Annotated in this window: 28 protein-coding genes; 14 read left to right on the forward strand and 14 right to left on the reverse strand. The window is 60.2% G+C overall.

Going from position 1 to position 26,160, the window contains the following annotated elements; all coding sequences use genetic code 11:
* Positions 1-37 precede the first annotated feature (37 nt).
* The 3 genes from AB4N64_RS20680 to AB4N64_RS20690 form a co-directional block, all read right to left on the reverse strand.
* A complete protein-coding gene (locus tag AB4N64_RS20680) occupies positions 38-2,584 on the reverse strand; it encodes a helix-turn-helix transcriptional regulator (protein WP_460117968.1) in 2,547 nt (848 codons plus the stop codon).
* Between the two features lie 139 nt (positions 2,585-2,723).
* Complete coding sequence (locus AB4N64_RS20685; RefSeq protein ID WP_460117971.1) at positions 2,724-4,091, reverse strand: DUF1329 domain-containing protein; 1,368 nt, start codon at positions 4,089-4,091, stop codon at positions 2,724-2,726.
* Positions 4,092-4,114: 23 nt separating this feature from the next.
* On the reverse strand, positions 4,115-5,908 hold the full coding sequence (locus tag AB4N64_RS20690; RefSeq protein ID WP_460117974.1) for a DUF1302 domain-containing protein: 1,794 nt from the start codon (positions 5,906-5,908) through the stop codon (positions 4,115-4,117).
* Positions 5,909-6,499: 591 nt separating this feature from the next.
* Here AB4N64_RS20690 and AB4N64_RS20695 point away from each other — a divergent pair.
* A complete protein-coding gene (locus AB4N64_RS20695; protein WP_460117976.1) occupies positions 6,500-7,267 on the forward strand; it encodes an N-acetylmuramoyl-L-alanine amidase in 768 nt (255 codons plus the stop codon).
* Positions 7,268-7,411: 144 nt separating this feature from the next.
* Here AB4N64_RS20695 and AB4N64_RS20700 read toward each other — a convergent pair whose 3' ends face one another.
* The 5 genes from AB4N64_RS20700 to AB4N64_RS20720 form a co-directional block, all read right to left on the reverse strand.
* On the reverse strand, positions 7,412-8,323 hold the full coding sequence (locus tag AB4N64_RS20700) for an SDR family oxidoreductase (RefSeq protein WP_460117979.1): 912 nt from the start codon (positions 8,321-8,323) through the stop codon (positions 7,412-7,414).
* 225 nt (positions 8,324-8,548) lie between these two features.
* Positions 8,549-9,451, reverse strand: a complete 903-nt coding sequence (locus AB4N64_RS20705; protein ID WP_460117982.1) for an alpha/beta fold hydrolase — start codon at positions 9,449-9,451, stop codon at positions 8,549-8,551.
* Complete coding sequence (locus AB4N64_RS20710; protein WP_460117985.1) at positions 9,451-10,233, reverse strand: class II aldolase/adducin family protein; 783 nt, start codon at positions 10,231-10,233, stop codon at positions 9,451-9,453. The genes AB4N64_RS20705 and AB4N64_RS20710 overlap by 1 nt, the downstream gene beginning before the upstream one ends.
* A 131-nt stretch (positions 10,234-10,364) precedes the next feature.
* Positions 10,365-11,051 carry an LrgB family protein gene (locus tag AB4N64_RS20715; RefSeq protein ID WP_460117987.1) on the reverse strand — a complete coding sequence of 229 codons (687 nt, stop codon included), beginning with the start codon at positions 11,049-11,051 and terminating at the stop codon, positions 10,365-10,367.
* Positions 11,041-11,427, reverse strand: a complete 387-nt coding sequence (locus AB4N64_RS20720; RefSeq protein ID WP_460117990.1) for a CidA/LrgA family protein — start codon at positions 11,425-11,427, stop codon at positions 11,041-11,043. The genes AB4N64_RS20715 and AB4N64_RS20720 overlap by 11 nt, the downstream gene beginning before the upstream one ends.
* A 93-nt stretch (positions 11,428-11,520) precedes the next feature.
* On the opposite strand from AB4N64_RS20720, the gene AB4N64_RS20725 reads away from it, so the two are divergent.
* Positions 11,521-12,417 carry a LysR family transcriptional regulator gene (locus AB4N64_RS20725; RefSeq protein WP_460117992.1) on the forward strand — a complete coding sequence of 299 codons (897 nt, stop codon included), beginning with the start codon at positions 11,521-11,523 and terminating at the stop codon, positions 12,415-12,417.
* Here the strand turns inward: AB4N64_RS20725 and AB4N64_RS20730 are convergent.
* Complete coding sequence (locus AB4N64_RS20730) at positions 12,398-12,853, reverse strand: flavodoxin (protein ID WP_460117995.1); 456 nt, start codon at positions 12,851-12,853, stop codon at positions 12,398-12,400. The genes AB4N64_RS20725 and AB4N64_RS20730 overlap by 20 nt on opposite strands.
* A 103-nt stretch (positions 12,854-12,956) precedes the next feature.
* On the opposite strand from AB4N64_RS20730, the gene AB4N64_RS20735 reads away from it, so the two are divergent.
* Both AB4N64_RS20735 and AB4N64_RS20740 read left to right on the forward strand, forming a co-directional pair.
* Positions 12,957-13,415, forward strand: a complete 459-nt coding sequence (locus AB4N64_RS20735; RefSeq protein ID WP_460117998.1) for a PAS domain-containing protein — start codon at positions 12,957-12,959, stop codon at positions 13,413-13,415.
* Positions 13,416-13,487: 72 nt separating this feature from the next.
* On the forward strand, positions 13,488-14,093 hold the full coding sequence (locus AB4N64_RS20740) for a hypothetical protein (RefSeq protein ID WP_460118001.1): 606 nt from the start codon (positions 13,488-13,490) through the stop codon (positions 14,091-14,093).
* Position 14,094: 1 nt separating this feature from the next.
* Here AB4N64_RS20740 and AB4N64_RS20745 read toward each other — a convergent pair whose 3' ends face one another.
* Positions 14,095-15,051 carry a MerR family transcriptional regulator gene (locus AB4N64_RS20745; protein ID WP_460118004.1) on the reverse strand — a complete coding sequence of 319 codons (957 nt, stop codon included), beginning with the start codon at positions 15,049-15,051 and terminating at the stop codon, positions 14,095-14,097.
* Positions 15,052-15,260: 209 nt separating this feature from the next.
* Here AB4N64_RS20745 and AB4N64_RS20750 point away from each other — a divergent pair, with 209 nt between their 5' ends.
* From AB4N64_RS20750 to AB4N64_RS20780, 7 genes are all read left to right on the forward strand, one after another.
* Entirely contained in the window at positions 15,261-15,818 is a 558-nt protein-coding gene (locus AB4N64_RS20750) for an antibiotic biosynthesis monooxygenase (protein ID WP_460118007.1), read from the forward strand.
* A gap of 75 nt (positions 15,819-15,893) precedes the next feature.
* Positions 15,894-16,604 carry a dihydromonapterin reductase gene (gene folM, locus AB4N64_RS20755; protein ID WP_460118010.1) on the forward strand — a complete coding sequence of 237 codons (711 nt, stop codon included), beginning with the start codon at positions 15,894-15,896 and terminating at the stop codon, positions 16,602-16,604.
* Between the two features lie 21 nt (positions 16,605-16,625).
* A complete protein-coding gene (gene folE / locus AB4N64_RS20760) occupies positions 16,626-17,204 on the forward strand; it encodes a GTP cyclohydrolase I FolE (RefSeq protein WP_460118012.1) in 579 nt (192 codons plus the stop codon).
* On the forward strand, positions 17,204-17,584 hold the full coding sequence (folX, locus tag AB4N64_RS20765; RefSeq protein WP_460118015.1) for a dihydroneopterin triphosphate 2'-epimerase: 381 nt from the start codon (positions 17,204-17,206) through the stop codon (positions 17,582-17,584). The genes folE and folX overlap by 1 nt, the downstream gene beginning before the upstream one ends.
* A gap of 106 nt (positions 17,585-17,690) precedes the next feature.
* Positions 17,691-17,987: a DUF1244 domain-containing protein gene (locus tag AB4N64_RS20770; protein ID WP_460118018.1), complete on the forward strand. Its 297-nt coding sequence runs from the start codon at positions 17,691-17,693 to the stop codon at positions 17,985-17,987.
* The gene (locus AB4N64_RS20775; RefSeq protein ID WP_460118021.1) at positions 17,980-18,318 is read left to right on the forward strand and encodes a HopJ type III effector protein; all 339 of its coding nucleotides are present in this window, start codon (positions 17,980-17,982) and stop codon (positions 18,316-18,318) included. The genes AB4N64_RS20770 and AB4N64_RS20775 overlap by 8 nt, the downstream gene beginning before the upstream one ends.
* A gap of 248 nt (positions 18,319-18,566) precedes the next feature.
* Entirely contained in the window at positions 18,567-19,817 is a 1,251-nt protein-coding gene (locus tag AB4N64_RS20780; RefSeq protein WP_460118023.1) for a 2-aminoadipate transaminase, read from the forward strand.
* A gap of 174 nt (positions 19,818-19,991) precedes the next feature.
* Here AB4N64_RS20780 and trxB read toward each other — a convergent pair whose 3' ends face one another.
* The gene (gene trxB / locus AB4N64_RS20785) at positions 19,992-20,954 is read right to left on the reverse strand and encodes a thioredoxin-disulfide reductase (RefSeq protein ID WP_460118026.1); all 963 of its coding nucleotides are present in this window, start codon (positions 20,952-20,954) and stop codon (positions 19,992-19,994) included.
* Positions 20,955-21,267: 313 nt separating this feature from the next.
* Here trxB and cysZ point away from each other — a divergent pair, with 313 nt between their 5' ends.
* Both cysZ and AB4N64_RS20795 read left to right on the forward strand, forming a co-directional pair.
* Positions 21,268-22,020, forward strand: a complete 753-nt coding sequence (gene cysZ / locus AB4N64_RS20790) for a sulfate transporter CysZ (RefSeq protein ID WP_460118029.1) — start codon at positions 21,268-21,270, stop codon at positions 22,018-22,020.
* Positions 22,021-22,060: 40 nt separating this feature from the next.
* Positions 22,061-23,260 (forward strand): glycosyltransferase family 4 protein, encoded by a 1,200-nt coding sequence (locus AB4N64_RS20795; protein ID WP_460118032.1) that lies wholly within the window; start codon positions 22,061-22,063, stop codon positions 23,258-23,260.
* A 111-nt stretch (positions 23,261-23,371) separates the two neighbouring features.
* Here the strand turns inward: AB4N64_RS20795 and AB4N64_RS20800 are convergent, their stop codons facing one another.
* The 3 genes from AB4N64_RS20800 to AB4N64_RS20810 form a co-directional block, all read right to left on the reverse strand.
* On the reverse strand, positions 23,372-24,475 hold the full coding sequence (locus tag AB4N64_RS20800; protein WP_460118035.1) for an NADH:flavin oxidoreductase: 1,104 nt from the start codon (positions 24,473-24,475) through the stop codon (positions 23,372-23,374).
* 234 nt (positions 24,476-24,709) lie between these two features.
* Entirely contained in the window at positions 24,710-25,192 is a 483-nt protein-coding gene (locus AB4N64_RS20805) for a glutathione peroxidase (RefSeq protein ID WP_460118038.1), read from the reverse strand.
* Positions 25,193-25,315: 123 nt separating this feature from the next.
* On the reverse strand, positions 25,316-25,801 hold the full coding sequence (locus AB4N64_RS20810) for an FKBP-type peptidyl-prolyl cis-trans isomerase (RefSeq protein WP_192309741.1): 486 nt from the start codon (positions 25,799-25,801) through the stop codon (positions 25,316-25,318).
* Here AB4N64_RS20810 and AB4N64_RS20815 point away from each other — a divergent pair.
* On the forward strand, positions 25,770-26,108 hold the full coding sequence (locus AB4N64_RS20815) for a DUF3565 domain-containing protein (protein ID WP_460118043.1): 339 nt from the start codon (positions 25,770-25,772) through the stop codon (positions 26,106-26,108). The two genes, AB4N64_RS20810 and AB4N64_RS20815, sit on opposite strands and share 32 nt — an antisense overlap.
* The last annotated feature ends 52 nt before the right edge of the window (positions 26,109-26,160 follow it).

Here is a 26,160-nt window from a genome sequence, read left to right on the forward strand (position 1 = left end):
TGCATTCGTAAAGTTCAACTTAACACCACGCCAAACTTCAACTAACAACCCCCATTGCCTTGACTTTGGCCACGGCCTGAGTACGCCGTTCCACCCCCAACTTTCCATAAATACGCCGTGCGTGGGTTTTCACCGTGTGCAAGGAGATAAATAGTTGCTCGGCGATCTGCTGGTTGGAGTTGCCAAGGGCAATCAGCGTGACAACTTCAACTTCTCGAGCGCTTAAGCGGGTGGTATCGGTGGCTGGCTCGCCCGCTTGCGCATCACCACGCAAGCGGCTCTGCAGGCTCGGTTGGCGCAGGGTCAAATCACGCATCGCTTGTTGGGCGTTGCAGCGCTCGACCAATGCCAGGCCTGCGGCCATGCAGGCCCTGGCTTGCTCGGTGTGCCCGATCAGGTCCGCCACTTCAGCGCACGCCAGCTGCAATTCCGCTTCGAGGGACAGCATTGCGTTGTGCCGAGCGTGATCGATCAGGGGTTGCAAGCGCTCCAGTGGCCGTTGCGTCAGCCGCAGGTGCGTCTCTGCCAGCACCAATTGGTACTCGACCCGCGCGATCAACGACAGCGTGGCTGGAGGCGCCTGAATTGCATCGGGCCCGCGGTAGTGGCGCAGCAATCGATTCAGAGCCTCCCTGGCCAGTTCCGGGCGGCCCTGCTGTAACCAGAAGTGACTGCTGACCTGCAACAGAACGCCACGGTAGACCGTTTCCGGAATCCGTCGTTGCTGCATCAGCCGCTCAGCGTCACGTAACAGCACGAATGCCTGGGCATAGTCCTGGCGGTTGGCCGCGAGTTGCGCCAGGCCGAGAAAACCGTACAGCGCGCGTTTGTCATGGTTGCGCAGGCAGAGTTCGAGGCCGCTCTCGAACTGCACAGCCGCCAGCGTTTGTTCACCCTGCGACAGCAATAGCCGCCCCCGACGCAAGGCAATACGCCCCAGCAACGGTTCGGCGGGCGGTTGTTGCTCGATGAGCAACCTTTGCATGTCCGCCAACAGTTGTTCTGCCCGGGCGAACGCGCCTCGTTGTTCCAGCAACTGCGCATGGTCGAGTTCCAGCAAACCCTCGAACACGAGCGAACCGTGCGCACGTGCCAGGCACAAGGCATCACGGTTAAGCGCCTGCGCGACGTCAAGCTCGCCCGTCAAAAGCGCCTGCTGGGTCAGCCCCGACAGGCACATCAGGCGCACGCTCCAGAGCGGCGGCCCGAGCACCTCGAGCGCCGCCAGAAAATGCGCACGCGAAGCCTGTATACAACCCTGCAAATGCAGGCGCCAGCCCTGCAACGTCTGCCAGCGGGCGATCAGTTGCTGCTGCATCAGCGCCGATGGCTGGGGCAGAAAGCGTGAGAGATTGTCGATGCATTCGCCCGCCTGTTCGAAGCGTCCGGCGATCAGCAAGGCCGCGCTGATAAGCCCGACCAGTTGGGGCGAACCGAGCATCAACGCCTCGCCCTTGCGCTCATGCAGGCGCACCAACAGCACCACGGTCTGCTCCTCGAACAGGTGCTCGAAATTGAAATGCTGCAACAGGCTGACGGCCACTTCGAACTCTTCTGCCAGCAAGGCCTGCTCGAAAGCCGCCTTCCAGTCGCGTTCGGCGGCGAACCATTGGCAGGCACGGCGATGCCAGGAGCGCGCTTGCGGCCATTGTTCTTCACGCATCAACTGTGTAAGCGGCGTGAAGATTTGCAACCAGTCTGCGCAATCGCGCCAAGGCTCGATAAAGCAACCCAATGCCTGCAAGGTTTGCAGGTAGTGTGCGCCCTCGCCTGCGCCAAACAAGTGCTCGCACAGGCGGGCATTGAACCGCGGCAAATGCGCCAGCACTCGCCAGGCCTCGCTCAAGGGCGGGCTGAGCATGCCGAACAGCTCGTGTTCGAGGTAGTTATGCAGGGTGTCTGCTCGCCCATGCAGTTGTTCATTACGCGACCAATCACACTTTTGCAGCAGGGCGATCCGTACGCCTGCGCACCAACCGCCAGTGAGTTCGACAATCCGGCTGGCACGCTTGGCGGCATGCTCCGGTTCCAGGTGATGCAGCAGCCCCGCGATCTCGACCTGGGTGAAGGCCAGGCTTTCGCGTTCGCAGTCGTAAAGTTCATCGGCCAGCAACAGTCGCGGCCAGTTGCACAGTGGCCGACGGCGGGCGCTCAGCCACCAGGTGACCATCGGACTGCTGAGCGACAGCAGGCGGTCGAGCAAAGCGTCCAGCGGTGGGTTTGGCGTGCGGCAATAATCATCCACGCACAGCCAGATCGGCGTGGGCGAATGGGCCAGATGCGCGAGCAATCCAGCTTCATCCACCGCGTCCGAACTGACGCTTTGAGCCAGGCGCTGGAGAAACTCATCGACACTGATCGATGCCCCCGCCAGCGGTAGCCAACAGACCTGACATGGCGCTGGTGCGCGCAACAGGCATTCGATGAGCAGTGCGCTCTTGCCACTTCCGGCCGGCGCACACAGCAGTTTCACCCGTGCGTTCGAGGCCAGCAACGGTTCGACCAGCCGCTCGCGAGACCGGTGGTGGGTCGATAAACGGGGCAGGAATCCAGGGCGGTCCGGCCATGGTGTCATGGCGGTCATATTGGGGGCCTTGTTATTTTTGTAGCCTCACCCTAGCCCTCCCCACACAGCTTGTTGAAGGAGTATTCAACACGCTGATCGACTCCAATAAAAAAGGTGACTGTAAAGTCACCTTTTTCCGACGGCGATGTAGGAAGCATCACCTGACACCAGTACTCCTTAGCGCTGCTGGCGTGTAATCACCCGCTTTAGCGTCAACACCGAACTCGAAACTGCGCTTCTCTTCGTTCTTCATGCCCAGGGCAATGTAGCGTCCGGCGATCAGGTCATACAGCGCTTCAACGGTGTAAGCCGGCACCTGATGATCGTAGTAGTTTTGCGCGTGCCCTTCGGCGACGCGCCACAGTTGCCCACGTCCGTCGTAGTGATCGGCCAGCGCCACCTGCCAGGTGTCTTCGTCGATATACATGTGGCGCTTGGCATACACATGCCGTTCGTTGGGCTTGACCGTCGCGACCACTTCCCACACCCGGTGCAGTTCGTAACGGGTCAGATCCTGATTGATGTGCCCGGCCTTGATCACATCGGTGTACTTGAGGTCCGGCGAGTCGAGCTTGTAGCTGTTGTAGGGAATGTACATTTCCTTCTTGCCAATCAGCTTCCAGTCGTAGCGATCCGGCGCCCCGGAAAACATATCGAAGTTGTCGGTGGTGCGCAGCCCGTCGGACGACGTACCGACGCCGTCATAGGCGACCTGGGGCGCACGACGCACACGACGCTGGCCGGCGTTGTAGATCCAGGCCTTGCGCGGCTCCTTGACTTGGTCGAGGGTCTCGTGCACCAGCAGCACATTGCCCGCCAGCCGCGCGGGCGCCGTGACCTCCTGCTTGAAATAGTTGAGCACATTGTCGTCGCTACCCGGCTTCAGGTCCCCGAGCAGCGAAGGCACTGCCACCTCATCCTTGAAGCGGATCACGGTGAAATCACCGTTGGACTGCGGCGTGGCCTGGGTGATGGTGCGCCGCAAGTTGCCACCGTGATAACGGGTGATGTGGTTCCAGATCACTTCGACGCCGTTCTTTGGAATCGGAAAGGCGTAGTAACGGTTGCCGGTGAAATTGGCCAGGCCGTTGCCGTCGTTGATGGGCGTTACGTTCAACGCGCTGCGTTTGGCCGACTCGTAGATTTCTGTCGGCACGGCGGCTGTGCGATGGCTCGGGTAAACCGGGATCTTGTAAGTCTGCGGGTAGCGCTTGAACATCGCGACCTGGCCATCGGACAGCTTGTCCTTGTACTGATCGACGTTCGCCGCGGTGATGGTGAACAACGGTTTTTCGTTGGCGAAGGGGTCCGCCAGAAAGCCTTTGCTGTCCACCGCACCGGCGTTTTTCGGCAGGCCGCCGGTCCACGCCGGGATCGAACCGTCAGCGTTGCCGGCCTTCTCAGCGCCCAACGGCGTCAGGCTGGTGCCGAGCTTGTTGGCTTCTTCGGGGGAAACCGCTGCCATCACATTGGCGGCCAGCAGGCCGAAGGCCAGAACACCGCACTGCAAAATCATCTTGCGCATTAAAATCATCCTTCTCAGCCAGATCAGAAGTTCACGCCAAAGCTCAACGCCAGGAAGTCACGGTCTTCCAGGGTGTTGTAGTCACCACCGAAGAAATCGGTGTAACTCAGGCTCGCGGTGTAGGTGTTGCGATAGTCGGCATCGACGCCGACGCTGATCGCCTTGGAGCCTTCGTTGAACAGGCCGTTGGGGCCGTAGCCGGTGACGTCGTGAGACCACGACAGGTTGGGCTTCAAGTTGATGCCGGCGACGACGTTGTTGTAGTCGAGGATGGCGCGGGCGCGGTAACCCCAGGAAGTCGAGGTGACAAAACCGTCGGTATCACCGCCGAAGCCGTATTGGCCATAGACTGAATCGCGGCCATAGCGCAGCTTGCTTTTGTCCTCCAGCCCACCGACGTGCACCACTGCCGCTTCACCCACCAGGGTCAATCGATCTGCGCCGGCGACCTGATCGATGAAGTGCGTCAGGCTGCTCTGGATCTGGGTCACTTCCTTGCGACGATACCCCTTGTTGTCGGCACCAGGCCTCGTGGCGATCGGTGAAGCCGTGCCACCAGCAATCGGGTTGACCAGGGCCAGGGTCAGGTCGGTGCTGTTGACCTGGATCGGCAGGTTGGGCCGGTAGCTGATTTCGCCGGTCCAGGCGGTGCCGGTGGGCAAGGTGGTGGAGAAGCTCGCGCCGTAAAGGCGGATGTCTTCGGGGTACTCCAGGTAATACTGGCCACGGCCGAGCATTACGCTCTGGGCCAATCCATTACCACTGCCGGGGGCGATGGCGTTAGCGGTGGCGATAATGGCCGGCAGCCGTGCCAGGGTGCCCAACCCTGCGGTGCTGGTGCCCACGTAAGGCGAGCGGCTGTGATAGTTCATGAAGTACAGACCGTACTCGGTGTCGTCACCCAGCCAGCGCAACGCCGTGCCCCATTGCCCGGAGTCACGGGCATCACGGTCGCCGCCACGGGGCACGATCACCCCTTCCCTGCCGACCTCAAATCCCTGGCCAAACGCTGCGGCAATCGGTTGCAACGGGGCAATCGCCGGGCTTGCTACAGTGTATCCGGTGGTGCAACCGTCCGCCGCCACGTCACCGCCAAAGAAGGTGCCGCAGTTATCGAGTACGGTCTGGTCCCACTCCAACTGGTAGAAACCTTCCACTGTCAATTTGTCGGTCAGGCCCTGGCTGGCGAACAGCATGTTCACCGGAATCAGGCCTTCCTTGATCTCGGCGCCCGGGCGGCGAAACGCGGAAACGTCGATGGGGTTGATGCTGTTGATCGAGTTGCCAATGAACGTGCTTTCCCCCCAACTGACCACCTGCTTGCCGGCGCGCACGGTGCCCGGCAATTGGCCGATGGAGTAGTTGTGGTAGACGAAGGCATCAAGGATTTCCCCGCCAGCGGACTTGGAGCCTTCCTTTCGGTTGTGATCGCTGATGGGCTTGAACGGCCGGTCCTCGTCTTTGAGTTCAAAGTCGTACCAGTATTTGCCCCGCACGAACACGCCCGTGTCGCCGTACTTCAGCTCGAGGTCGTGGATCCCCTTGAAGATCTTCGAGAAGGTCTCACCTTTGGTGAAGTTCTGGCGCCCGTCATCCCCGGTGGACGCCTGCCCGCTCCCGCCATTGACCGTCCCCACCAGCGACTGCTTGGCATCACGCATGCCCCAGCTCGCACCCACGGACAGCGACGAGTCGAACGTGCCCTCGATTTCGCCGATGTTGAACGAAACGGCCTGCGCCTGGGCACAGCAGCCCAAAGCCACCGCAGCGGCCAGCGCCTGCGGTTTGAAGATGGCGCGCATTGTTGTTTTTGTCATGCGTCTTCCCCGGTGAGTGACAGAAGGCCACACCCTACTGCCGCCAACGAGGGGGGATAAGCGCACGAAGGAGGTATTTGCAGTGTCGCTCGAAAGGATGAATCGGCTGCCCGCACGCGGGGTTGCGCCACGCATGAGTGCGGTGGATAGACCCTGATCAGTCAGGCGCATGATGTGGCGTGCCAGCCCCCGATCTGCACCGTACTGTTGCTCAGCCTGCAATACTGCATGTCTGGAATCGCTATTTTTCCTTTGGGTTCAGGGGCTTATTCTAACCGGGCTTTGATGAAGACCACCTCAAAGCACGGCGCGAAGGCGTGTGATCACGCCACACCTTCAGCGACAGAATCCAGATGACTCGAAAGTCTCGACTCATCGCCCGATGTGCACCGGACGTTGATTTGTAGCTCCTTAATCCAACGTCTTACCTTGGCCGCTGCGTTTGCAGCGGCCTTTTTTTGCCTGGCGTTTTTGTACGCTTACATGTCTTTAGGAAAGTGGCTACACAACTCTGTAAACACAGGAAATGGCGAATGTTCAAAGCTGACCGCTGCCGTCTGCAATAGCAGCGATTCATACGAGAGCATGTTCATGAAGCCGATCCTCTACAACAAATCCCGCTCGGTCAAAAGTTACAACAGCCGAGTTCGCTTTCTGATTTTTCACTACACCGCCCGTAATTTCTCCAGCTCCCTCACCCTACTGACAGGTCCTGACGTGAGTGCCCACTATCTGATCCCGGACATCACGGACCCCAGTTACCTGACGGCGGGTTATACCCAACAGGAAGTCTTCAACCTTGTCGACGAACAATATCGGGCGTGGCACGCGGGGGTCAGCGCGTGGGGTAATCGAACCAGTTTGAACGACACGTCCATCGGTATAGAGATGGTCAATCTGGCGTCTGACAAGGACGGCGTATTCACCTTCCCGCCTTACGACCCCGCGCAGCTCGTGGCGATTGAAGAACTGGCACTGAACATCCTGGGGCGCTATCCGGACATCAGTCCGACTCAGGTGTTGGGCCACTCCGACATTTCCATCGGACGCAAAAGCGATCCGGGGCCGGCGTTTCCCTGGCATGCGTTGTATTTGAAGGGGGTGGGTGCCTGGTTCGATGAGGCCGCCCAAAAGACCTTTGAGGACCAATACGCCGAGAAGGGAATTCCTGAACGGGCTGAGTTGCTCAAGCTGTTCAAGACCTACGGCTATGACACTTCACTGGCTTGCAGCGATTCGGGCTACGGCCTTTTGGTCCGCGCGTTCCAAATGCACTTTCGCCCGGCTGATTACAACGGGGTCATGGATGTGGAGACGGCGGCGAATCTGGCGGCGTTGGTGAGTAAGTATTTCCCGTAACCTGGAACCCTGTAGGAGCGAGCATGCTCGCGATGAACGTCCAGACACCGCTGGCATTCAGACAGCCCGCGTTATCGTTAGCGACCATCGCGACGGTTCGACGCCTCGACATGCTCGCCCCTACAGGGTTGGGGGTGTGGGATTTTAGATGGCGTAGCGCTGCAAATTGCTCATCATTTCCTTCAGCGCCTCGATGTTGTCCTTCGGATGCGCCGCACCTTCGAAGTCGCAGATCTGCTGCCAGTGCGCGGCCACGTCTTCGGGTGTGAACCCTGCTCGCGGATCGAAACCGGCACCGAGGCTGCGCTCCCAGCGCACCTTGCCCATCCAGCCGCCACCCACTTCGAACAGCCCGGAGGTTTCCTGGCAGTTCTCGCTGGCGAGGTACACCACCAGCGGGCTGACCAGTTCCGGCTTGAGCTGTTCGAATACCTGCGGCGGAATCAAGCCCTCGGTCATGCGGGTGCCGCCGGTAGGGGCAATGGCATTGACCAGGATATTGTTTTTACGGCCTTCGATGGCCAGTGTGCGGGTCAGGCCGTAGAGACCCAGTTTGGCCATACCGTAGTTGGACTGGCCGAAGTTGCCGTAGATGCCCGAAGTCGACGCGGTGAAGATCACCCGACCATAGTTTTGCTCGCGCAGGTGTGGCCACGCGGCGCGGGTGACTTTGTAGGCGCCTTCGACGTGGACGCGGTAAACCAGGTCCCAGTCGGCGTCGTCCATTTTGTGAAACGTCTTGTCGCGCAGGATCCCGGCGTTGTTGACCACCACGTCGACTCGGCCGAAGGTATCGAGGGCGTTCTGGACGATTTTTTCGCCGTCGGTGACAGAGTCGTGGTTGGCCTCGGCAATGCCGCCCGCTTCGCGAATCTCGGCCACCACCCGGTCTGCCGCCGAAGCGTTCGCACCTTCGCCCTGGGTTGATCCGCCAAGGTCGTTGACCAGCACTTTGGCCCCCTGCTTCGCGAACAACAGTGCGTGGGCACGCCCCAGGCCACCGCCGGCCCCGGTGATGATCACGACTTTATCTTCGAAGCGCACAGACTCGTTCATTACGGGACTCCAGCAGGCCAGGGACTATGAGTCCGAGTGTCTGACATGCGAGTACCCGCCACAATGATCTGGGGCAAGGCTGAATGGTAGGTGATAAGGCCTGAGGATGATGCACGGTCGCCCTTTTCCCTGTAGGGGCGAGCATGCTCGCGATGGTGGCGCAGACAACGCGGGGCAGCAGGACACCAGCGTTATCGTTAACCACCATCGCCAGCAAGCTAGCGCCTACAGAGACGCGACCTTCAACACCGTCGGTGTCAGCCGATCGCGAAATGCCAGGTAGTGTTCCAGCACTTGCCCTGGAGCCTCACTCTGCGGGTAATGGCCGATTCCGGGCAGTAAAACCGTATCGGGGTTGGGGATCAGTTGGCGATAGCGCTGGACCATGTGCGCGCCGGAAATCGGGTCGACCTCACCATCGATGACGCGCAACGGCACCTCGCCACGCTGCATCGCACTGACCCAGCGGTCGCGCTGAACGCGTCGTTCGGGAATGTAGCTGATCAACTTGTGCAGGATGCGAGGGCCGCGATTGCTCTCCACCAGGCTCCAGAAGTCATCGAGCTCACTTTCACTCGGCCGGGTCTGAGGCCCGAAAATCTGGCGGAAACTCTTCACCAGCGCATCGCGCGAAAACGCCCGGCCAATCATCCAGCCCAACGGACTGAGTAATAGCTTCTGCATCAGCACCGGGCGATGGGTTTCCGGAAACAGGCCGCCGTTCAGAAACACGCAACTGGCCAGGTGAAACCGTGCTTCGTAATGCCGTGCCAGCAACTCCTGAGCCACACTGTCACCGTAATCGTGGGCCAGCACGTGCACCGGTTGCTGGACCTTCAAGTGCTCCAGCAATGCCTGTTGCAGATCGGCCTGCTCGAGCAGGCTGTACTCGTGGTTCAGCGGCTTGGCCGAATCGCCGAAACCGAGCATATCGCAGGCGATCAGCCGATAGCGCTGCGACAGCGGTTGCCACAGGTAATGCCAGTCCCAACTCGCGGTCGGGAAACCATGGATCAGCAGCAGCGGCTCCCCCTGCCCCGCCGTCCAGTAACGTACGGTCTGGCCTTGGAACACAAACGACTGGCCGCGTTTGCGCCAGGCACTCAGAGGAATCTCGGCAAGAGGCATCAGAGTTTGTATCCCGTGTCTTGTTGATCGAGTTTGCGCAGCAGCGCTGGCCAGGCCAGGGTGCCGCCCATCCCTTGAGCACTTTTGGTGACGCCGGCGATCATTGCCCTGGCACCTGCCAGAATTTGCGGCTCGATGGCGATCAGTTCGGCGCCACCGCTCGAGGCCATGACCTGGATGTCGCAGGTGCGCTGGAAGATAAACATCATCAGGAACGTATCGGCGATGGTGCCGCCACAGGTCAGCAGGCCGTGGTTGTGCAGCATCAGGAAATTGTTTTCACCGAGATCGGCCTGCAGGCGCGCCTTCTCTTCAGGGTTCAGCGCAACCCCTTCATAGGCGTGATAGGCCAGGCTGGAAAGAACGAACAACGACTGCTGGCTGATCGGCAGGATGCCTTGTTTCTGCGCCGACACCGCCACGCCTGACGCCGTGTGGGTATGCAGCACACAGGCCACATCGTGACGGACTTCATGCACGGCGCTGTGGATGGTGTAACCCGCCGGGTTGATGTCGTAAGGGCTGTCCATCAGCTTGTTGCCCGCCTGATCGACCTTGACCAGGCTCGACGCGGTGATCTCGTGGAACATCAGCCCGAACGGGTTGATCAGGAAGTCTTCGGTGCCAGGCACCTTGGCGGAAATGTGGGTGAAGATCAGATCGTCCCAGCCATGCAGTGCGACCAAACGGTAACAGGCAGCCAGATCGACACGGGCCTGCCACTCGGCGGCACTGACCTGATCTTTGACACTGTGGGGCGATTGGACGGGGGCTACGCTCACGGCAAGGAACTCCTGTTCTTATTGTTCTGCTCACGTGAACCAGTCTAGTCAGATAGTCGTTGGGTAGTAGTTGCATTGGCAGCCAGCTTGATGACCGAACGAGTCAGTTAACGGATGGGAATGGATCCATGTCAAAGGACCGCCGCCAGCAACGGCGCAGCGAACAGGTTCAACAGTCCAGTCAGCACCATCACCAGCCCCGCCACCGAGCCCTCCTCACCCCCGACTTCATGGGCCCGACTGACCCCGGCGCCGTGCGCGCCAACTCCGAACAAGGCCCCACGAGCCAGCGCACTGCGCAAGGGCAGCCACTTGAGCAGGATGCCGCCCAGCATGGCGCCGAACACGCCGGTGAACATGACGAACACGGCCGTCAGCTCCGGCACGCCGCCCAGGTCGTGAGCCAGCGGCATGGCGAAGGGCGTGGTGATGGAGCGCGGCAGCAGCGACATCGTCACCGAACTGTCCAGCGCCAGCGCCTTGGCAAGACCGAACGAGCTGCCGATGGAGGCAGCGCTTCCGGCCAGCATGCCGAGCAGGAGAGCCGACCAATGGCGCATCAACAGTTGCCGCTGCTGCCAGATCGGCACGGCGAAAGCGACGGTCACCGGGCCGAGTACCAGCATCAGCCAGTGGGTGTTGCTGGAGTATTCGGCATAGGCGGTGTGCAACGGTACGGCGAGTGCCAGCAGCAGGGCCGGGACCAAAATCAGTGGAGACAGCAGGTAGCGGCCCGTGCGCGAATAGAACCAGCGACTGAACCCATAGGCCAGCAAGGTGAAGGCCAGCCAGAACATCGGCATCCATTCAAGTTTCACTGGGCTTGCTCCACCGCACGACCAGTTCCACCGTGAACGCCGTGACCAGCATCACCATCAAGGTGCTGACACCGATCACCAGAAGAATCCGCCAGCCTTCATCACGTAACAAGCCACCGTAATCGAGCAGGCTCATCAATGCCGGGATGAAAAACAGCAACATCTCGGCCATCAGCAGGCCTGCGCCCTTCTGTAACGTGGCCGGCTTGAGCAGCCCGAGCGCGAACGCCAGCAGCAACAGCGCCATGCCGATGACACCACCGGGAATCGGCCAGCCTGACCAGGCCGCCAACTGGCAGCCGAGCAGATAAATGGCCAACAACACGGCCAGCTCGGTGGCCAGGCGGCCCAGGTATTTCAGGGTAGATGCTTTCATGTCGTCATTCCTCGCCCGTTCATTTTACGGAGCGGGCTGCTATCCCTGAAGCGAATTGTTAGACTCGGTGCCATTCCACATTGGAATTACGTAATGGAATTCAGGCATCTGCGAAGCTTTGTCGAGGTCATGCACCAAGGGGGGTTTACCCAAGCCGCCAAGACCTTGCACATCAGTCAATCGGCCGTCAGCAAACAGGTTGCCCAACTCGAGCAGAGCCTGGGAACGCCCTTGCTGGAGCGCCTGGGTTCGCAACTGCGTCTGACTGCAGCTGGCAAAGTGGTGCTGCAGCGCGCCGAAGGTATGCTGCGCCTGCACAATGAATTGCTCAGCGAACTGGATGACCTGAGCCATCTGGCCCGTGGCGAGTTACGCCTGGGGTTGCCTCTATTGGGCAGTGACGCGCTGTTTGCGGGCTTGTTTGCCGAGTACCGGCGACGCTACCCCAACATCAGCATCCATTTGCTCGAGGGCGGAAGCCTGAACATTGAGCAAGGCGTTTTGAGCGGTGAGCTGGAACTGGGCGGAGGGCTGCTGACCAAAGACCCGCAGTTCGCCTTTCAACCGTTTTGCGACGAGCCGCTGGATGCCTTGCTGCCCAGCGAACATCCCTTGGCGAAGAAGTCCGTTATCGACCTGGAGGAATTGGCTGAAACACCCTTCCTGCTCTATCAGCGCAGCTTCGTGCTCAATGACCGCGTGCTGCAAGCCTGCCAGCAGGCGGGGTTTACGCCAAAGGAAGGCGGGCGCAGTGGCCAGGCGGATTTTCTGGCCGCGCTGGTGGCGGCCGGGCAAGGCGTGGTCCTGTTGCCGCGAGTCGTGGCGCGTGGGCTGGAGCGGCCAGGCGTGGTGCGCCTGGCCTTGAACGCACCCGATTACCTGCGCTGGGACATCGCGTTCATCTGGCGCCAGGGTGCTTATTTGTCCAAAGCCGCCCAAGCCTGGCTGGCGCTGTTGCGCGAGCGCCCGGTCAGTCGCGCAGAGCGCTGATCAGCTCCGCCAGCCAGGGCTCGGCATCGGTTTCCGGCGTCACGCTTTCGCTGGCGTCCAGGCGCAGCATCGGGACCACTTCGCGCACGCCCATTTCGCCCAGTAACTCGCGCATCAATTCGCCGCCGCCACAGAACGTGTCGCCATAACTCGCGTCGCCCAAGCCGATCACAGCTCCCGGCAAACCACGCCAGGCGGCCGGCAACTGATCGCGGATGGCGAAGTACAGCGGTTGCAGGTTGTCCGGTAATTCACCCATGCCTGTGGTTGAAGTCACCGCCAGGAAGGCATCAGGGCCAAAGGCCTGGATGTCGGCGAAGCTCGCACGAGGGTTGTGGAAAACGTCGAAGCCCGCAGCTTTCAACAGATGCGCGGCATGACGGGCGACTTCTTCGGCAGTGCCGTACACCGAGCCGGAAAGGATGGCGACTTTCATCAATCTGATCCTGAAACTGGATAAAAGACCGGGATATTAACAGCACGGTCCCGAATGTTCTTTTAGACTTGAGACGGACTATCAACAAGGAAGACAACTTTAAATGATCAATGCCCAGCTGCTGCAAATGGTGATCAACGCGTCCCGCGACGGCATCGTGATTGCCGAGAGAGAAGGCGAGCACGACAATATCCTGATCTACGTGAATCCGGCATTCGAACGCCTGACCGGCTACAGCAGCGAAGAAATCCTCTATCAGGACTGCCGCTTCCTGCAATCGGGCGATCGCGACCAGGCACCGCTGGCCTTGATCCGCGAGACGTTGAAGGGGGACGGCTCCTGCCGCGAAGTCCTGCGCAACTACCGCAAGGACGGCACCCCCTTCTGGAATGAACTGTCGCTGACCACGGTAAAAAACCCGAGCGATGGCCAAACCTATTTCGTGGGCGTGCAGAAAGACGTGACCGTTCAGGTCAAGGCTCAGCAGCGGGTTGCGCAGTTGGAGGAGCAAGTTGCGCAGCTGCAAAAGGCGCTTGCTGAGCTAAAAGCGACGAACGGCTAAAACAAAATAAAGAATCGATTGTCATTAACTACAATCACCGATGCCTTCGTAACTTTTTATTTCGAGCAGATCATGCACCGTGACGCACTCCTGACCCAGGACGAACTGGATTACATCCAGTCCATGCAACACAACCCGCAACTCAACGTGCGGGATGCGACGTCGAGCCTGCTCGTCAACGGCGGTTCGCAAATCCGTGACCTGCTCACGCGCCTGGCTGCGCATGAGCAAGTCACCATCCAGGCCAATTTCGAAAACCAGCAGATGACCTTCCCGCTGCATCTGGTGGAAGACGAGTTTCATGCGTTGCATCTGCGCCTCGGTGTTCCCAGCATCTACGAGGACGGGCCATCGGTACGGCCATGGCGCCTGGTCCTCGAAGAGCCGGTCGCCCTTGAGAACGCCAGTGGCCAGCCCGGAACGATGTGGGTGCACGAGGTTTCATTCAAGGGCGTCCTGCTGGAAGTCCGCAACAAGACCAAACCGCCCAAGCATTTTGCGCTGTGGTTCAGCCCGTCAGGCTATGAACGCATTGCGATGCGTGGCACGTTCGAAAAAGAGGCCGAGAATGGCTTCTACGCCTATCAACTGAGCCAGAGCGACACGGACGAAACCGAGCGTTTGCGCCAGTTCATCCTTCAGCAGCACCGGTTGACCCACCCCACCCTGCACCTCTGATTCAGGTGTCCAGGCTACCTGCCAGGAACTGCCTCAGGCGCTGACGCATTTCCATGCCCTCGTTGCCCAGGCAGCCGATGGAGGAGCCGGCAAAGCTTTCCTCCGCCAGGTCAGACGCATCACCGGCGAGCATCAAGCGACAATCCAGGCTCATGGCCAGCCGATTAAGCCGTCGAGGCAAGTCGGGCGCGGGGACGTGATTGGAAAAGAGCACCAACGCCTCTGGCTTTATTTTTTCGCACACCAGCGTCAGCTCATCCAGCGGCTGACCAATTGTCAGCAGCCGCACCCCCATGTCATTGCCGCTCAGGAACAGCGCAGCGATGAGCAATTCAAGCTCACGGCACTGGCCGGCCAGGGCGCTGATGATCACCCGACGGGGTGAGCTGCGCATCAGCAGCAAGCGCTGCAGGACCCGTGTGCGCAAATAGCCGTCGTAGAACAGCCACTCGCTGGTTTGTCCGAACTGATCCTGGCGTTGCAGCAACTGTTTCCAGAGCGGAATCAGGATGTCCTGGAAAACCACCGCCTGGGAATAACTGGAGAAAATCTGTCCGTAGACCTGATCCAGCTGAATATCGTCGAAGGCGCTGACGGCCGCGTGCACCTGTTGCTGCCATTGCGCGTAGTCGGCTTGTACCAGTTCGTTGGGGATGATGTGCGAAAGCGCCTGAAGCGGCGCGGCCTTGGCCAGGATCTTGCCGACCTTGCTGACGGCGACGCCACGGTCGAGCCAGCCGAGAATGCTGTGGACCCGCTCGATATCGGCCAGCGCGTACAACCGATGCCCGCTTTCGGTGCGTGTTGGCTGGAGCAGGCCATAGCGCCGCTCCCAGGCGCGCAGCGTGACCGGATTGACGCCCGTCAGCCGTGACACCTCGCGAATTGGGAACAGATCTTCCTTTTCGATGGAAGCGGCGGTAGGTGAACCAGTGTCATCGTCAATCGAAACAGGCATTGGGCAGTCAACCCTTTCGTGCAAATTGGATCCTATATTAACTCGTCTACCCCTCCTTCATTCAAGGTATAGATCAATCACGGCAGTCAGCAGATACCTGTAGAATCCGGCGCATTCCTTGCTTGTACCAAGACGCAGCCCACCACCCCGGCGCTGTGCCTGGCGAAACTCCTACCCGGAGTGACGCGTTAAAAATCTGGAGTTACACAATGACTACCTCCCCCGTCACGCTGATGGTCGCGCGCCGTGTTGCCAATGGACGCTACCAGGACCTCATGACCTGGTTGCGCGAAGGCGAACAACTGGCCACCGATTTCCAGGGTTATCTCGGCTCCGGTGTGCTCGCCCCACCGCCTGGAGGCGATGAATTCCAGATCATTTTCCGCTTTGCCAACGAACAGACCATGCACGCGTGGGAGCACTCCGCATCGCGTACCGCGTGGCTGGCCCGTGGCAGCGACCTGTTTGCGCATAAAACCGAGCATCGAGTGAGCGGCATTGAAGGCTGGTTTGGCACCACTGGCGCACGCCCACCTCGCTGGAAGCAGGCCGTCGCAATCTGGCTGGCGTTTTTTCCAGTGTCGTTGCTGTTCAACTTCGTCCTCGGGCCGCTGCTGGGGGGATTACCCCTGTTGCCGCGAGTATTGTTGAGCACCCTGTGCCTGACGCCGTTGATGGTCTATTTCTTCATTCCGCTGTCGACGCGATTGTTGGCGGGGTGGTTGAACGCGACACCCATCCGCCGCTCGGCCGCCGAGGCTCGTTGACTCGCGCCTACAGGAGTTCGGTAGATCCCGCGTTGCGCTGGTATAGTTTTGCTCTCACCGCGACGCGAGCCGTTCATGACTTCTTCCTCCGCCCCGATCCTCATCACCGGCGCTGCCCAGCGCGTCGGCCTGCACTGTGCGCAGCGGCTACTGGAAGACGGGCACGCGGTGATTTTCAGTTACCGTACCGAACGCCCCGGCGTGCAGGTCTTGCGCGACCTGGGCGCAACAGCGCTGTTCGCCGACCTGTCCAGCGAAGCCGGTATCCTAGCCTTTATCCACGAACTGAAGACACACACCGATAGCCTGCGCGCGATCATCCACAATGCCTCCGAGTGGCTGGCTGAATCGCCGGACACGGACGCCGCAGCGTTCAGCCGAATGTTCAGCGTGCACATGCTGGCGCCCTACCTGATCAACCTGCATTGCGCCGACCTGCTGCACCGGTCACAGCCTGCCGATATCGTGCACATCAGCGATGACGTCACGCGCAAGGGCAGCAGCCGACACATTGGCTATTGCGCGAGCAAGGCCGGGCTCGACAGCCTGACCCTGTCATTCGCCGCCAGGTATGCGCCCGCCATCAAGGTCAACGGCATCGCCCCGGCCCTGCTAATGTTCAATGCGCATGACGACGCAACGTATCGCGCCAAGGCGCTCGCCAAGTCCGCGCTGGGCATCGAACCCGGCGGCGAAGTGATCTACCAGAGCTTGCGTTACCTGCTCGACAACTCTTATGTCACCGGCACCACCCTGACCGTCAACGGCGGACGGCACCTCAAGTAGGCGACCCCGCGAGGATCATCCATGATGTTATCCCTGCACCACAATGCCCTGTCCCAGAGCTATCGCGACATTCTCATCGGCCTGGGGGAAAACCCCGAGCGCGAGGGTTTGCTCGACACCCCGATGCGCGCGGCCAAGGCCATGCAGTACCTGTGTCACGGCTATGGACAGACTGTCGAGGAAGTCGTCAACGGCGCGTTGTTCGCTTCCGACAGCGATGAAATGGTGATCGTCGACAACATTGAGTTGTACTCGCTCTGCGAACATCACATGCTGCCCTTCATCGGCAAGGCACATGTGGCTTATATTCCAACGGGCAAGGTGCTGGGCCTGTCGAAGATCGCGCGGCTGGTGGACATGTTCGCCCGTCGCCTGCAGATCCAGGAAAACCTCACCCGGCAGATCGCCGACGCGGTGCTGCAAGTCACGGGCGCGGCCGGCGTTGCCGTGGTCATCGAAGCCCAGCACATGTGCATGATGATGCGCGGCGTCGAAAAACAGAATTCGACCATGAACACTTCGGTAATGCTCGGCGCCTTCCGCGAGTCGAGCAACACCCGCCAGGAGTTCCTGCAATTGATTGGACGGAGCAAGAAGTAATGTCACAACTTCAACCAGGCATGGCACGCATCCGGGTCAAGGACCTGTGCCTGCGGACCTACATTGGCATCAACGAGGACGAAATCCTCAACAAGCAGGATGTGTTGATCAACCTGACCATCCTGTATGCCGCCCAGGAAGCCGTGCGCGACAACGACATCGATCATGCGCTGAATTACCGAACCATCACCAAGGCGATCATCGCCCACGTCGAAGGCAATCGCTTCGCCCTGCTCGAACGCCTGACCCAGGAAATTCTCGACCTGGTCATGGCCAACGCCTCGGTGCTGTACGCGGAAGTGGAGGTCGACAAACCCCATGCGCTGCGTTTTGCCGAGTCGGTGTCGATTACGCTTGCAGCGAGTCGGGCTACTGCGTAGCAGCTGCAAGCTTCAAGCTTCAAGCCGCAAGCTGTAGACTTCGCCTCACCGCAACCCATCTTGCAGCTTGAAGCTTGCCGCTCGAAGCTGTCTCGAAGAGACCTCCATGACCGATCAAGAACGCCTCGAACTCGAAGCCGCCGCCTTCCGCCGGCTCGTCGCCCATCTGGACAGCCGCAAGGATGTGCAGAACATCGACCTGATGAACCTCTCGGGTTTCTGCCGCAACTGCCTCTCCAAGTGGTACAAGGCCGCCGCCGATGAACGCCAGATCGAAGTCACCCTCGATAACGCACGTGAGGTCGTCTACGGCATGCCATACGCCGAGTGGAAAGCCCAATACCAGCAAGAAGCCAGCGCCGAGCAACAGGCGGCGTTCGCCAAAGGAAAACCCCATGACTGACCTGAACACCCTGCGCGCCAGCCTCAAGAGCGGCGAACACGTCTTCGCCGATACCCTCGCCTTCATCGCGGCCGGCTACGACTATCAGCCGCAGGCTTTCAACAACGGTGGCGTGGAAAACGCCGCCGGGCAAAACGAAGGCTCGTGCAAGACCCTGGGCCTGGCCCTCCTTGAAGGCCTGAGCGATGAAGAAGCGCTGCTGGCGTTCGGCGAACACTACCGCTCGGTAGTCGCCACCCCTGAAGGCAGCGACCACGGCAACATCCGCGCACTGATCGCCCATGGCCTGGCCGGGGTGAAGTTCGGCGAGCAGCCGCTGACTCGCCGCTAATCCCGCCCGGCCGCAACCTAACCTGTAGGAGCGCGCTTGTCGAGGCGTCGAACCGTCGCGATGGAGTCACAGACACCGCTGGGTGTCAGACAGACAGCGTCATCATTGGCGACTGATCGCGAGCAAGCTCGCTCCTACAAGGACATCCCGACTTTTAAGATTGACCCGGCAACTTTATTTCGTTTGCCCGACACCACTGCTCGCGGCTTAGATAAACGCAAGTTCTCCTTCTTGCGAGCCGGTCATCCATGAGCAGCGAATCCATCAGTCAGTCGATCAACATCGTTCATCCCGTCACCCTCAGCCATGGCAAAAATGCCGAGGTCTGGTCGACTGATGGAAAACGCTATATCGACTTTGTCGGCGGTATCGGTGTACTGAACCTCGGCCATTGCCACCCGCGCATCGTCGAGGCCATTCGAGAGCAAGCCACGCGGCTGACGCACTACGCGTTCAATGCCGCGCCCCACACGCCTTACCTCGACTTCATGGAGCGCCTGGCCGGCTTCATACCGGTGAGTTACCCGGTCAGCGGCATGCTCACCAACAGCGGCGCGGAAGCAGCGGAGAACGCCTTGAAGATCGTCCGTGGCGCGACGGGGCGAACCGCTGTCATTGCCTTCGACGGCGCCTTCCACGGGCGCACGCTCGCCACGCTCAACCTCAACGGCAAGGTGGCGCCCTACAAACAGAAGGTCGGTGCACTGCCCGGCCCGGTATATCACCTGCCCTTCCCGAGTAAAGACAACGGCGTCACCTGCGCCGAGGCTCTAAAAGCCCTGGATCGACTCTTTGGCGTCGAAATCGATATAGAGGACGTGGCCTGTTTCATCGTCGAACCGGTGCAGGGTGAAGCGGGCTTCCTCGCGTTGGACGTCGATTTTGCGCAGGCGCTGCGCCGTTTGTGCGATGAAAAGAACATCCTGTTGATCGCCGACGAGATCCAGTCCGGGTTTGGCCGCACCGGTGAACGCTTTGCGTTTCCCCGGTTGGGCATCGAGCCGGACCTGATCCTGCTCGGCAAAAGCATTGGCGGCGGCGTCCCACTGGGCGCGGTGGTCGGCCGCAAGGCGCTGCTCGACACCCTGCCCAAAGGCGGGCTTGGCGGTACTTACTCGGGCAACCCGATCGCCTGTGCGGCGGCGTTGGCGACGCTGGACGAAATGACCGATGCCAACCTGCACGCGTGGGGTTTACAGCAGGAACAGGCGATCATCAGCCGCTACGAAACCTGGCGCGCCAACAACGTCTCTCCCTACCTGGGCCGCCTGACCGGTGTCGGCGCCATGCGCGGCATCGAACTGGCCAACCCCGACGGCACACCCGCCCCGGCACAACTGACGCAACTGCTGACCCTGGCGCGGGACGCTGGCTTGTTGCTGATGCCCAGCGGCAAGTCGCGACACATCATCCGCCTGTTGGCGCCGCTGACCACAGAGCCAGCGGTGCTGGAAGAGGGCCTGGACATCTTCGAGGCGTGCCTCAAGAAACTGGTGTGAACACCCCAAGCCCTGTAGGAGCGAGCTTGCTCGCGATGGAAGAACAGGCACCGCTGGGTGTCAGACAGCCAGCGTTATCGTTTACGAGGATCGCGAGCAAGCTCGCTCCTACAGGGAACCCGGAAACCAGACACAAAAAAACCGGCCTAAGCCGGTTTTTTCATTTCAACACCCTTAGAACGAAGCGTTCTGCAGGCCGTCGAGGTAACGTTCGGTGTCCAGTGCGGCCATGCAGCCGGCGCCGGCCGAGGTGATTGCCTGGCGGTAAACGTGGTCAGCCACGTCACCGGCGGCGAAGATGCCTTCGACGTTGGTCGCGGTGGCGTTGCCTTCACGGCCGCCCTGCACCACCAGGTAGCCGTCTTTCAAGGTCAGTTGGCCTTCGAACAGCGAGGTGTTCGGGGTGTGGCCGATGGCGATGAACACACCGTCCACCTTGATTTCGTCAAAGCTGCCGTCGTTGTTCTTCAGGCGGGCACCGGTCACGCCCATGTTGTCGCCCAGGACTTCATCCAGGTTGGAGTTGAGCTTGAGGATGATCTTGCCTTCAGCGACGCGAGCGTTGAGCTTGTCGATCAGGATCTTCTCGGCGCGGAAGGTATCGCGACGGTGGATCAGGGTCACGGTGCTGGCAATGTTGGCCAGGTACAGCGCCTCTTCTACAGCGGTGTTGCCACCACCGACCACGGCCACTGGCTTGTTGCGGTAGAAGAAACCGTCGCAGGTCGCGCAGGCCGAAACCCCTTTGCCCATGAACGCTTCTTCCGAGGGCAGGCCCAGGTAACGAGCGCTGGCGCCGGTGGCAATGATCAGGGCGTCGCAGGTATAGGTCGCGCTGTCGCCGGTCAGGGTGTAAGGCTTGGAAGCAAAATCCACCGCGTTGATGTGATCAAAGACGATCTCGGTTTCAAAACGCTCGGCGTGCTCGCGCATGCGCTCCATCAGAGCCGGGCCGGTCAGGCCGTGGACGTCGCCCGGCCAGTTGTCGACTTCGGTGGTGGTCGTCAGTTGACCGCCGGCCTGCATGCCGGTGATCAGCAGCGGCTTGAGGTTGGCACGGGCGGCATAGACCGCGGCGCTGTAACCGGCAGGGCCGGAACCGAGAATAATCACTCGCGAATGACGGACTTCAGACATGACCTGCTCCTGTTGACCGGCCCAAAACACCTGGCGCGGAACGCCGGGTTGCCGACGTGAATAAAAAAAGACCATTGAAAGCACTTGGGGAAGGCTTGAATACAACAGTCCTGTAAAAGAATGGGTGCAGCGTATCGAGGGGGCGAAGATTAAGGAAATACGGTTTAACAATCCAGCTCATAGGTGGTCTCTATCCCGTTACCGTTTGTTTATAGGCACCTTTGTTACCGCTGATGTCGATCCAGTAACGGCGCTTTCGCCGAAGTGGCAAAGTCGGTAAGGTCGGCGCGTTTCCCCTTTCTCGGAGCACGATATGCCCGCCCCTGTTCTGTCCGGCCCGCAATACCTGCGTGAAGGGCTCAAGCTGGTTTTGAGTCCCAGCCTGCGGCTTTTCGTATTGCTGCCATTGGTCATCAACCTGGTGCTGTTCGTCGGATTGATCTATCTGGCCGGCCATCAATTCAGCCTGTGGGTCGATACACTGATGCCCACCCTGCCGGACTGGCTGAGTTTTCTCAGTTACATCCTGTGGCCGATTTTCGTCGTGCTGGTGGTATTGATGGTGTTTTTCACCTTCACAATGCTCGCCAACATCATCGCCGCGCCGTTCAATGGCTTCCTGGCGGAGAAGGTCGAAGTGGTGGTGCGCGGCACCGATGATTTCCCGGCGTTCAGCTGGGGCGAACTGATCGCCATGGTCCCGCGCACCTTCGCCCGGGAAATGCGCAAGCTCGGTTACTTCCTGCCGCGTGCCATCGGCTTGTTCATCCTCTCGTTCGTGCCCGTGGTGAATATCATTGCTGCACCGCTGTGGCTGCTGTTCGGGGTGTGGATGATGGCGATTCAGTACATCGACTACCCCGCAGACAACCACAAGCTGGGCTGGAACGAGATGCTCGCCTGGCTGCGGCAGAAACGCTGGCAGAGCATGAGCTTCGGCGGGATTGTGTATCTGGTGCTGCTGATTCCGGTGGTCAACGTGCTGATGATGCCCGCCGCCGTAGCCGGTGCGACCTTGTTCTGGGTCCGTGAGCAAGGCGCCGAAAGCCTGGTGAGCCAACGCTGAGCCCGTCACGAATCCATCATCAAATCGCCACACTGGCGACATGGCCCCAGCCGACACTGGGGTCATGACGACAGCTCTGCGCATCACCCTGATCACCGAAACCTTCCCTCCTGAAATCAATGGAGTGGCCAACACCCTTGGTCGCTTGTGCGACGGCTTGCGCGCGCGCGGACACCAGGTGGAGCTGGTGCGGCCGCGCCAGGGTTGCGATCTGCAACTGGGCAGCGACGACCAATTGCTGTTGTGCCGTGGTTGGCCGCTGCCAGGCTACCCAGGACTGCAATGGGGCCAGTCATCGATGCACAAGCTGCTGCGACGCTGGACGCGCCAGCGCCCGGACGTGCTGTACATCGCCACGGAGGGACCACTGGGCCTGTCCGCGTTGCGTGCGGCACGGCGCTTGGGAATTTCCGTGGTCAGCGGCTTTCACACCAACTTCCAGCAGTACTCCAACCAGTATGGACTAGGCTTGCTGACGCGCCTGCTGACCCATTACCTGCGCTGGTTTCACAATCGCTCGAACCTGACCCTGGTCCCAAGTGTCAGCCAACGCATGGAGCTGGAGCGTCGGCATTTCGAGCGACTGGCATTGCTCTCGCGGGGGGTCGATTGTCAGTTGTTTCATCCGAGCAAACGCCAACAATCACTGCGTGAACAATGGGGCCTGGGCGAGAAGGACATTGCCGTTATTCATGTCGGGCGCCTGGCAGCCGAGAAAAACCTCGGTTTGCTCAAGCGCGCCATCGACACGCTGACCACGACGTATCCACAACGAACAATAAAGCTGGTCATCGTCGGCGACGGCCCACAACGCAAGGCCCTGGAGAAGGCGCTGCCCGACGCTATTTTCTGCGGCCCGCACCGTGGCGAAACCCTGGCTGCCCACTATGCATCGGGCGATGTTTTCGTGTTTCCCAGCCTGACCGAAACCTTCGGCAATGTGGTGCTGGAGGCCCTGGCTTCGGGGTTGGGTGTGGTGGCTTATGACCAGGCGGCAGCGGCCCAGCACATTCGCCATGGCTACAACGGCGTACTGGCGATGCCGGGGGATGAAGCGGCGTTTTGCGACGCGGCGGTGTGGTTGCTGGAAGAGCGCGAGACCTTGCGCTGTGTACGACTCAATGCGCGCCAGCATGCAAGCCGCCAGGGCTGGGGCGCGATTGTCGAGGCGTTTGAGGGGCAATTGCGGGGGGCTTGTGGGGGAGAGTCGGTGGTGCCTGGGGCTGCTTCACTGCCTTGAGAATTTTGTTGGATTCAAGTCAGTCATCGCGAGCAAGCTCGCTCCTACACGGGTTGATGAGATCCTTATAGGAGCGGGCTTGCCCGCGATGGCGGCCCTGACAGGCGCCGCTTAAACCAGCGTCATCAACGCCTCACGGCTGAACGGCAAGATATCTTCCTCGCGCCCGTCACGCACTTTCTGCGCCCAGTCCGGGTCCACCAGCAGGGCACGCCCAACTGCCACGAGATCGAACTCGTCATTGTTCAGCCGTTCCAGCAGTTTCTCAAGACTGGCCGGCTGGGCAATCTTGTCGGTATTGACCATGAATTGCAGGAACTCGCCATCCAGGCCGACGCTGCCCACGGTGATGGTCGGCTTGCCGGTGAGTTTGCGCGTCCAGCCGGCCAGGTTCAGCTCGGAACCGTCGAACTCAGGCTCCCAGAAACGGCGGGTCGAGCAGTGGAAAATGTCCACGCCAACGTCGGATAGCGGCTTGAGGAATTCGCCCAGTGCCTGCGAGGTTTGCACCAGACGCGCGGTGTAATCCTGCTGTTTCCACTGGGAAAAACGGAAGATGATCGGGAAACCTTCACCCACCGCTGCGCGCACCGCTTGAATCAACTCGATGGCAAAACGCGAACGGTTGGCCAGGCTGCCACCGTATTCGTCGGTGCGCTGGTTGCTGCCTTCCCAGAAAAACTGGTCGACCAGGTAACCGTGGGCACCGTGGATTTCCACGCCGTCCATGCCGATGCTCTTGGCATCCTTGGCGGCCTGGGCGAACGCGGCGATCACGTCCTGGATATCCTGCTTGCTCATGCCGTGAACCACGACCTGGCCGTCCTTCAATTTTTCCGACGGGCCGTAACCCGGCACGCTCGCATCCGGTTCGGTGCCGATGCGACGTACACTGCCGACGTGCCACAGTTGCGGAACGATCTTGCCGCCCTCGGCATGCACGGCGTCGACCACTTTCTTCCAGCCGGCCAAGGCGTCTTCACCGTAGAAATGCGGCACGTTCGGGTATCCGTTGGACGCCTTGTGTCCGACGGTGGTGCCCTCGGTGATGATCAGGCCAACGCCGGCCGCAGCGCGACGACGGTAGTACTCGATGACCTTGGAATTTGGCACGCCACCGGGCGAGAACGAACGTGTCATTGGCGCCATGACCACGCGAGTCGGCAGTTCGAGGGTGCCAAGGTGGAACGGTTTGAACAGGGCTTGAACGGGCATCGGTGCGCTCCACGAGGATAGACTTTATGACGAGTATAATATGGAGGCTTGCGAGCGCTGGGAAGGATTATTGATTTGCGTGATTAAGGGTTAAAACTTGTGAGGATTCACGAAACCTGTAGGAGCGAGCATGCTCGCGATGGTCGTCAACGATAACGTTGGCTGTCTGATGCCCAACGGTGTCCGTTATTCCATCGCGAGCATGCTCGCTCCTACAGGGGATAGAGGTTCAGCTCAGCCCAGCGCTTTTTCGATAGCCTGGATGACCGCAGGATCGTCCGGCGCGGTACGTGGCGAAAAACGTGCGAGGACGCGGCCGTCCTTGCCCAGCAGGAATTTTTCGAAGTTCCAGGTGATGTCACCGGGAAACTCGGCGCCTTCGCCGGCCAGCAGGCGATACAACTGGTGACGTTCATGGCCGTTGACTTCCAGCTTGCTAGACAACGGAAAAGTCACGCCGTAGTTGAGGCTGCAGAAATCCTGGATTTCCTGTTCGCTGCCCGGCTCCTGCCCGGCAAACTGGTTGCACGGCAATCCCAGTACGGTGAAGCCCTTGCCCTTGTATTGCTGATAGAGGTTTTCCAGCGCGGCGTATTGCGGGGTCAAGCCACATTTGGAGGCTACGTTGACCACCAGCACGACGTTGCCCTTGAAAGGCGCCAGCGGAAGTTCCTGACCATTCAGGGCTGTCAATTTCAGGTCGTGAAAAGCACTCATGACGTACTCCAGATTCCCGTGTTTTTCTCGAAACAGCCTCTTGGCGATGTCACCAAGAACAGCCGCGGACTAAAAAGGCGCCCTTCGGGCGCCTCTCCAGTTCTCTGAGCTTAGCGCAGAAAATCAGTGGTGATGGCCACCTTCGCCATGGACGTGGCCATGAGCGATTTCTTCCTGGCTGGCGTCACGGATGGCAACGATCTTGACCTGGAAGTTCAGGCGCTGACCGGCCAGCGGGTGGTTGCCGTCAACGGTGACGTCGTCGCCGTCCAGGTCACGAATGGTGACGATCTGCATCTGGCCATCCGGAGCGGAAGCGTGGAACTGCATGCCCACTTCCAGCTCGTCGACGCCTTCGAACATGCTGCGGCTCAGGGTGCTGACCAGTTCGGCAGCGTATTCGCCGTAGGCATCTTCAGGTTCAACGGCTACGGTCAGCTCTTCGCCAACGCCTTTGCCTTCCAGGGCTTTTTCCAGGCCAGGGATGATATTGCCTGCGCCTTGCAGGTAAACCAGCGGTGCGCCGCCGGCGGAGCTGTCGATGACCTCACCAGCGTCGTTGGTCAGGGTATAGTCGATGGAGACAGCCTTATTGGCGGCGATCAGCATGGGGCGAGACCTTTTGCAGAAGAATATAGAAGGGCCAAGTCTAGCGAAGCCATCGTCCGAAAGCGAACACAACCCGGACAAACGGAACGCAACAGACGGCTCCACGATCACAGGTTTTCATCAGGATGAAGACGGACAATGGGTGGCCGAGCTGTCCTGCGGCCATACGCAGCACCTGCGCCACCAGCCGCCGTGGCAATCGCGGGCCTGGGTGCTGGACCCTGCGCAGCGGGCGGAAAAAATCGGCCAGCGCTTTGAATGCGGTTGGTGCGCTCAAGGCTCGGTTAGCGATAACCTTGGCGACTGAATCCCGGTCGATCGTCAGCGATAGACGCTCACCTTTGCCATGCACCCTTAGA

The sequence above is a fragment of the Pseudomonas sp. S2_C03 genome, from assembly GCF_054668405.1.

Excerpts from the sequence above, each read along its gene's own strand:
- AB4N64_RS20680 (WP_460117968.1), bottom strand. The coding sequence starts at position 2,584 with ATGACCGCCATGACACCATGGCCGGACCGCCCTGGATTCCTGCCCCGT.
- AB4N64_RS20685 (WP_460117971.1), bottom strand. The coding sequence starts at position 4,091 with ATGCGCAAGATGATTTTGCAGTGCGGTGTTCTGGCCTTCGGCCTGCTG.
- AB4N64_RS20690 (WP_460117974.1), bottom strand. The coding sequence starts at position 5,908 with ATGACAAAAACAACAATGCGCGCCATCTTCAAACCGCAGGCGCTGGCC.
- AB4N64_RS20695 (WP_460117976.1), top strand. The coding sequence starts at position 6,500 with ATGAAGCCGATCCTCTACAACAAATCCCGCTCGGTCAAAAGTTACAAC.
- AB4N64_RS20700 (WP_460117979.1), bottom strand. The coding sequence starts at position 8,323 with ATGAACGAGTCTGTGCGCTTCGAAGATAAAGTCGTGATCATCACCGGG.
- AB4N64_RS20705 (WP_460117982.1), bottom strand. The coding sequence starts at position 9,451 with ATGCCTCTTGCCGAGATTCCTCTGAGTGCCTGGCGCAAACGCGGCCAG.
- AB4N64_RS20720 (WP_460117990.1), bottom strand. The coding sequence starts at position 11,427 with ATGAAAGCATCTACCCTGAAATACCTGGGCCGCCTGGCCACCGAGCTG.
- AB4N64_RS20725 (WP_460117992.1), top strand. The coding sequence starts at position 11,521 with ATGGAATTCAGGCATCTGCGAAGCTTTGTCGAGGTCATGCACCAAGGG.
- AB4N64_RS20730 (WP_460117995.1), bottom strand. The coding sequence starts at position 12,853 with ATGAAAGTCGCCATCCTTTCCGGCTCGGTGTACGGCACTGCCGAAGAA.
- AB4N64_RS20735 (WP_460117998.1), top strand. The coding sequence starts at position 12,957 with ATGATCAATGCCCAGCTGCTGCAAATGGTGATCAACGCGTCCCGCGAC.
- AB4N64_RS20740 (WP_460118001.1), top strand. The coding sequence starts at position 13,488 with ATGCACCGTGACGCACTCCTGACCCAGGACGAACTGGATTACATCCAG.
- AB4N64_RS20745 (WP_460118004.1), bottom strand. The coding sequence starts at position 15,051 with ATGCCTGTTTCGATTGACGATGACACTGGTTCACCTACCGCCGCTTCC.
- AB4N64_RS20750 (WP_460118007.1), top strand. The coding sequence starts at position 15,261 with ATGACTACCTCCCCCGTCACGCTGATGGTCGCGCGCCGTGTTGCCAAT.
- folM (WP_460118010.1), top strand. The coding sequence starts at position 15,894 with ATGACTTCTTCCTCCGCCCCGATCCTCATCACCGGCGCTGCCCAGCGC.
- folE (WP_460118012.1), top strand. The coding sequence starts at position 16,626 with ATGATGTTATCCCTGCACCACAATGCCCTGTCCCAGAGCTATCGCGAC.
- folX (WP_460118015.1), top strand. The coding sequence starts at position 17,204 with ATGTCACAACTTCAACCAGGCATGGCACGCATCCGGGTCAAGGACCTG.
- AB4N64_RS20770 (WP_460118018.1), top strand. The coding sequence starts at position 17,691 with ATGACCGATCAAGAACGCCTCGAACTCGAAGCCGCCGCCTTCCGCCGG.
- AB4N64_RS20775 (WP_460118021.1), top strand. The coding sequence starts at position 17,980 with ATGACTGACCTGAACACCCTGCGCGCCAGCCTCAAGAGCGGCGAACAC.
- AB4N64_RS20780 (WP_460118023.1), top strand. The coding sequence starts at position 18,567 with ATGAGCAGCGAATCCATCAGTCAGTCGATCAACATCGTTCATCCCGTC.
- trxB (WP_460118026.1), bottom strand. The coding sequence starts at position 20,954 with ATGTCTGAAGTCCGTCATTCGCGAGTGATTATTCTCGGTTCCGGCCCT.
- cysZ (WP_460118029.1), top strand. The coding sequence starts at position 21,268 with ATGCCCGCCCCTGTTCTGTCCGGCCCGCAATACCTGCGTGAAGGGCTC.
- AB4N64_RS20795 (WP_460118032.1), top strand. The coding sequence starts at position 22,061 with ATGGCCCCAGCCGACACTGGGGTCATGACGACAGCTCTGCGCATCACC.
- AB4N64_RS20800 (WP_460118035.1), bottom strand. The coding sequence starts at position 24,475 with ATGCCCGTTCAAGCCCTGTTCAAACCGTTCCACCTTGGCACCCTCGAA.
- AB4N64_RS20805 (WP_460118038.1), bottom strand. The coding sequence starts at position 25,192 with ATGAGTGCTTTTCACGACCTGAAATTGACAGCCCTGAATGGTCAGGAA.
- AB4N64_RS20815 (WP_460118043.1), top strand. The coding sequence starts at position 25,770 with ATGGAGACAGCCTTATTGGCGGCGATCAGCATGGGGCGAGACCTTTTG.
- AB4N64_RS20810 (WP_192309741.1), bottom strand. The coding sequence starts at position 25,801 with ATGCTGATCGCCGCCAATAAGGCTGTCTCCATCGACTATACCCTGACC.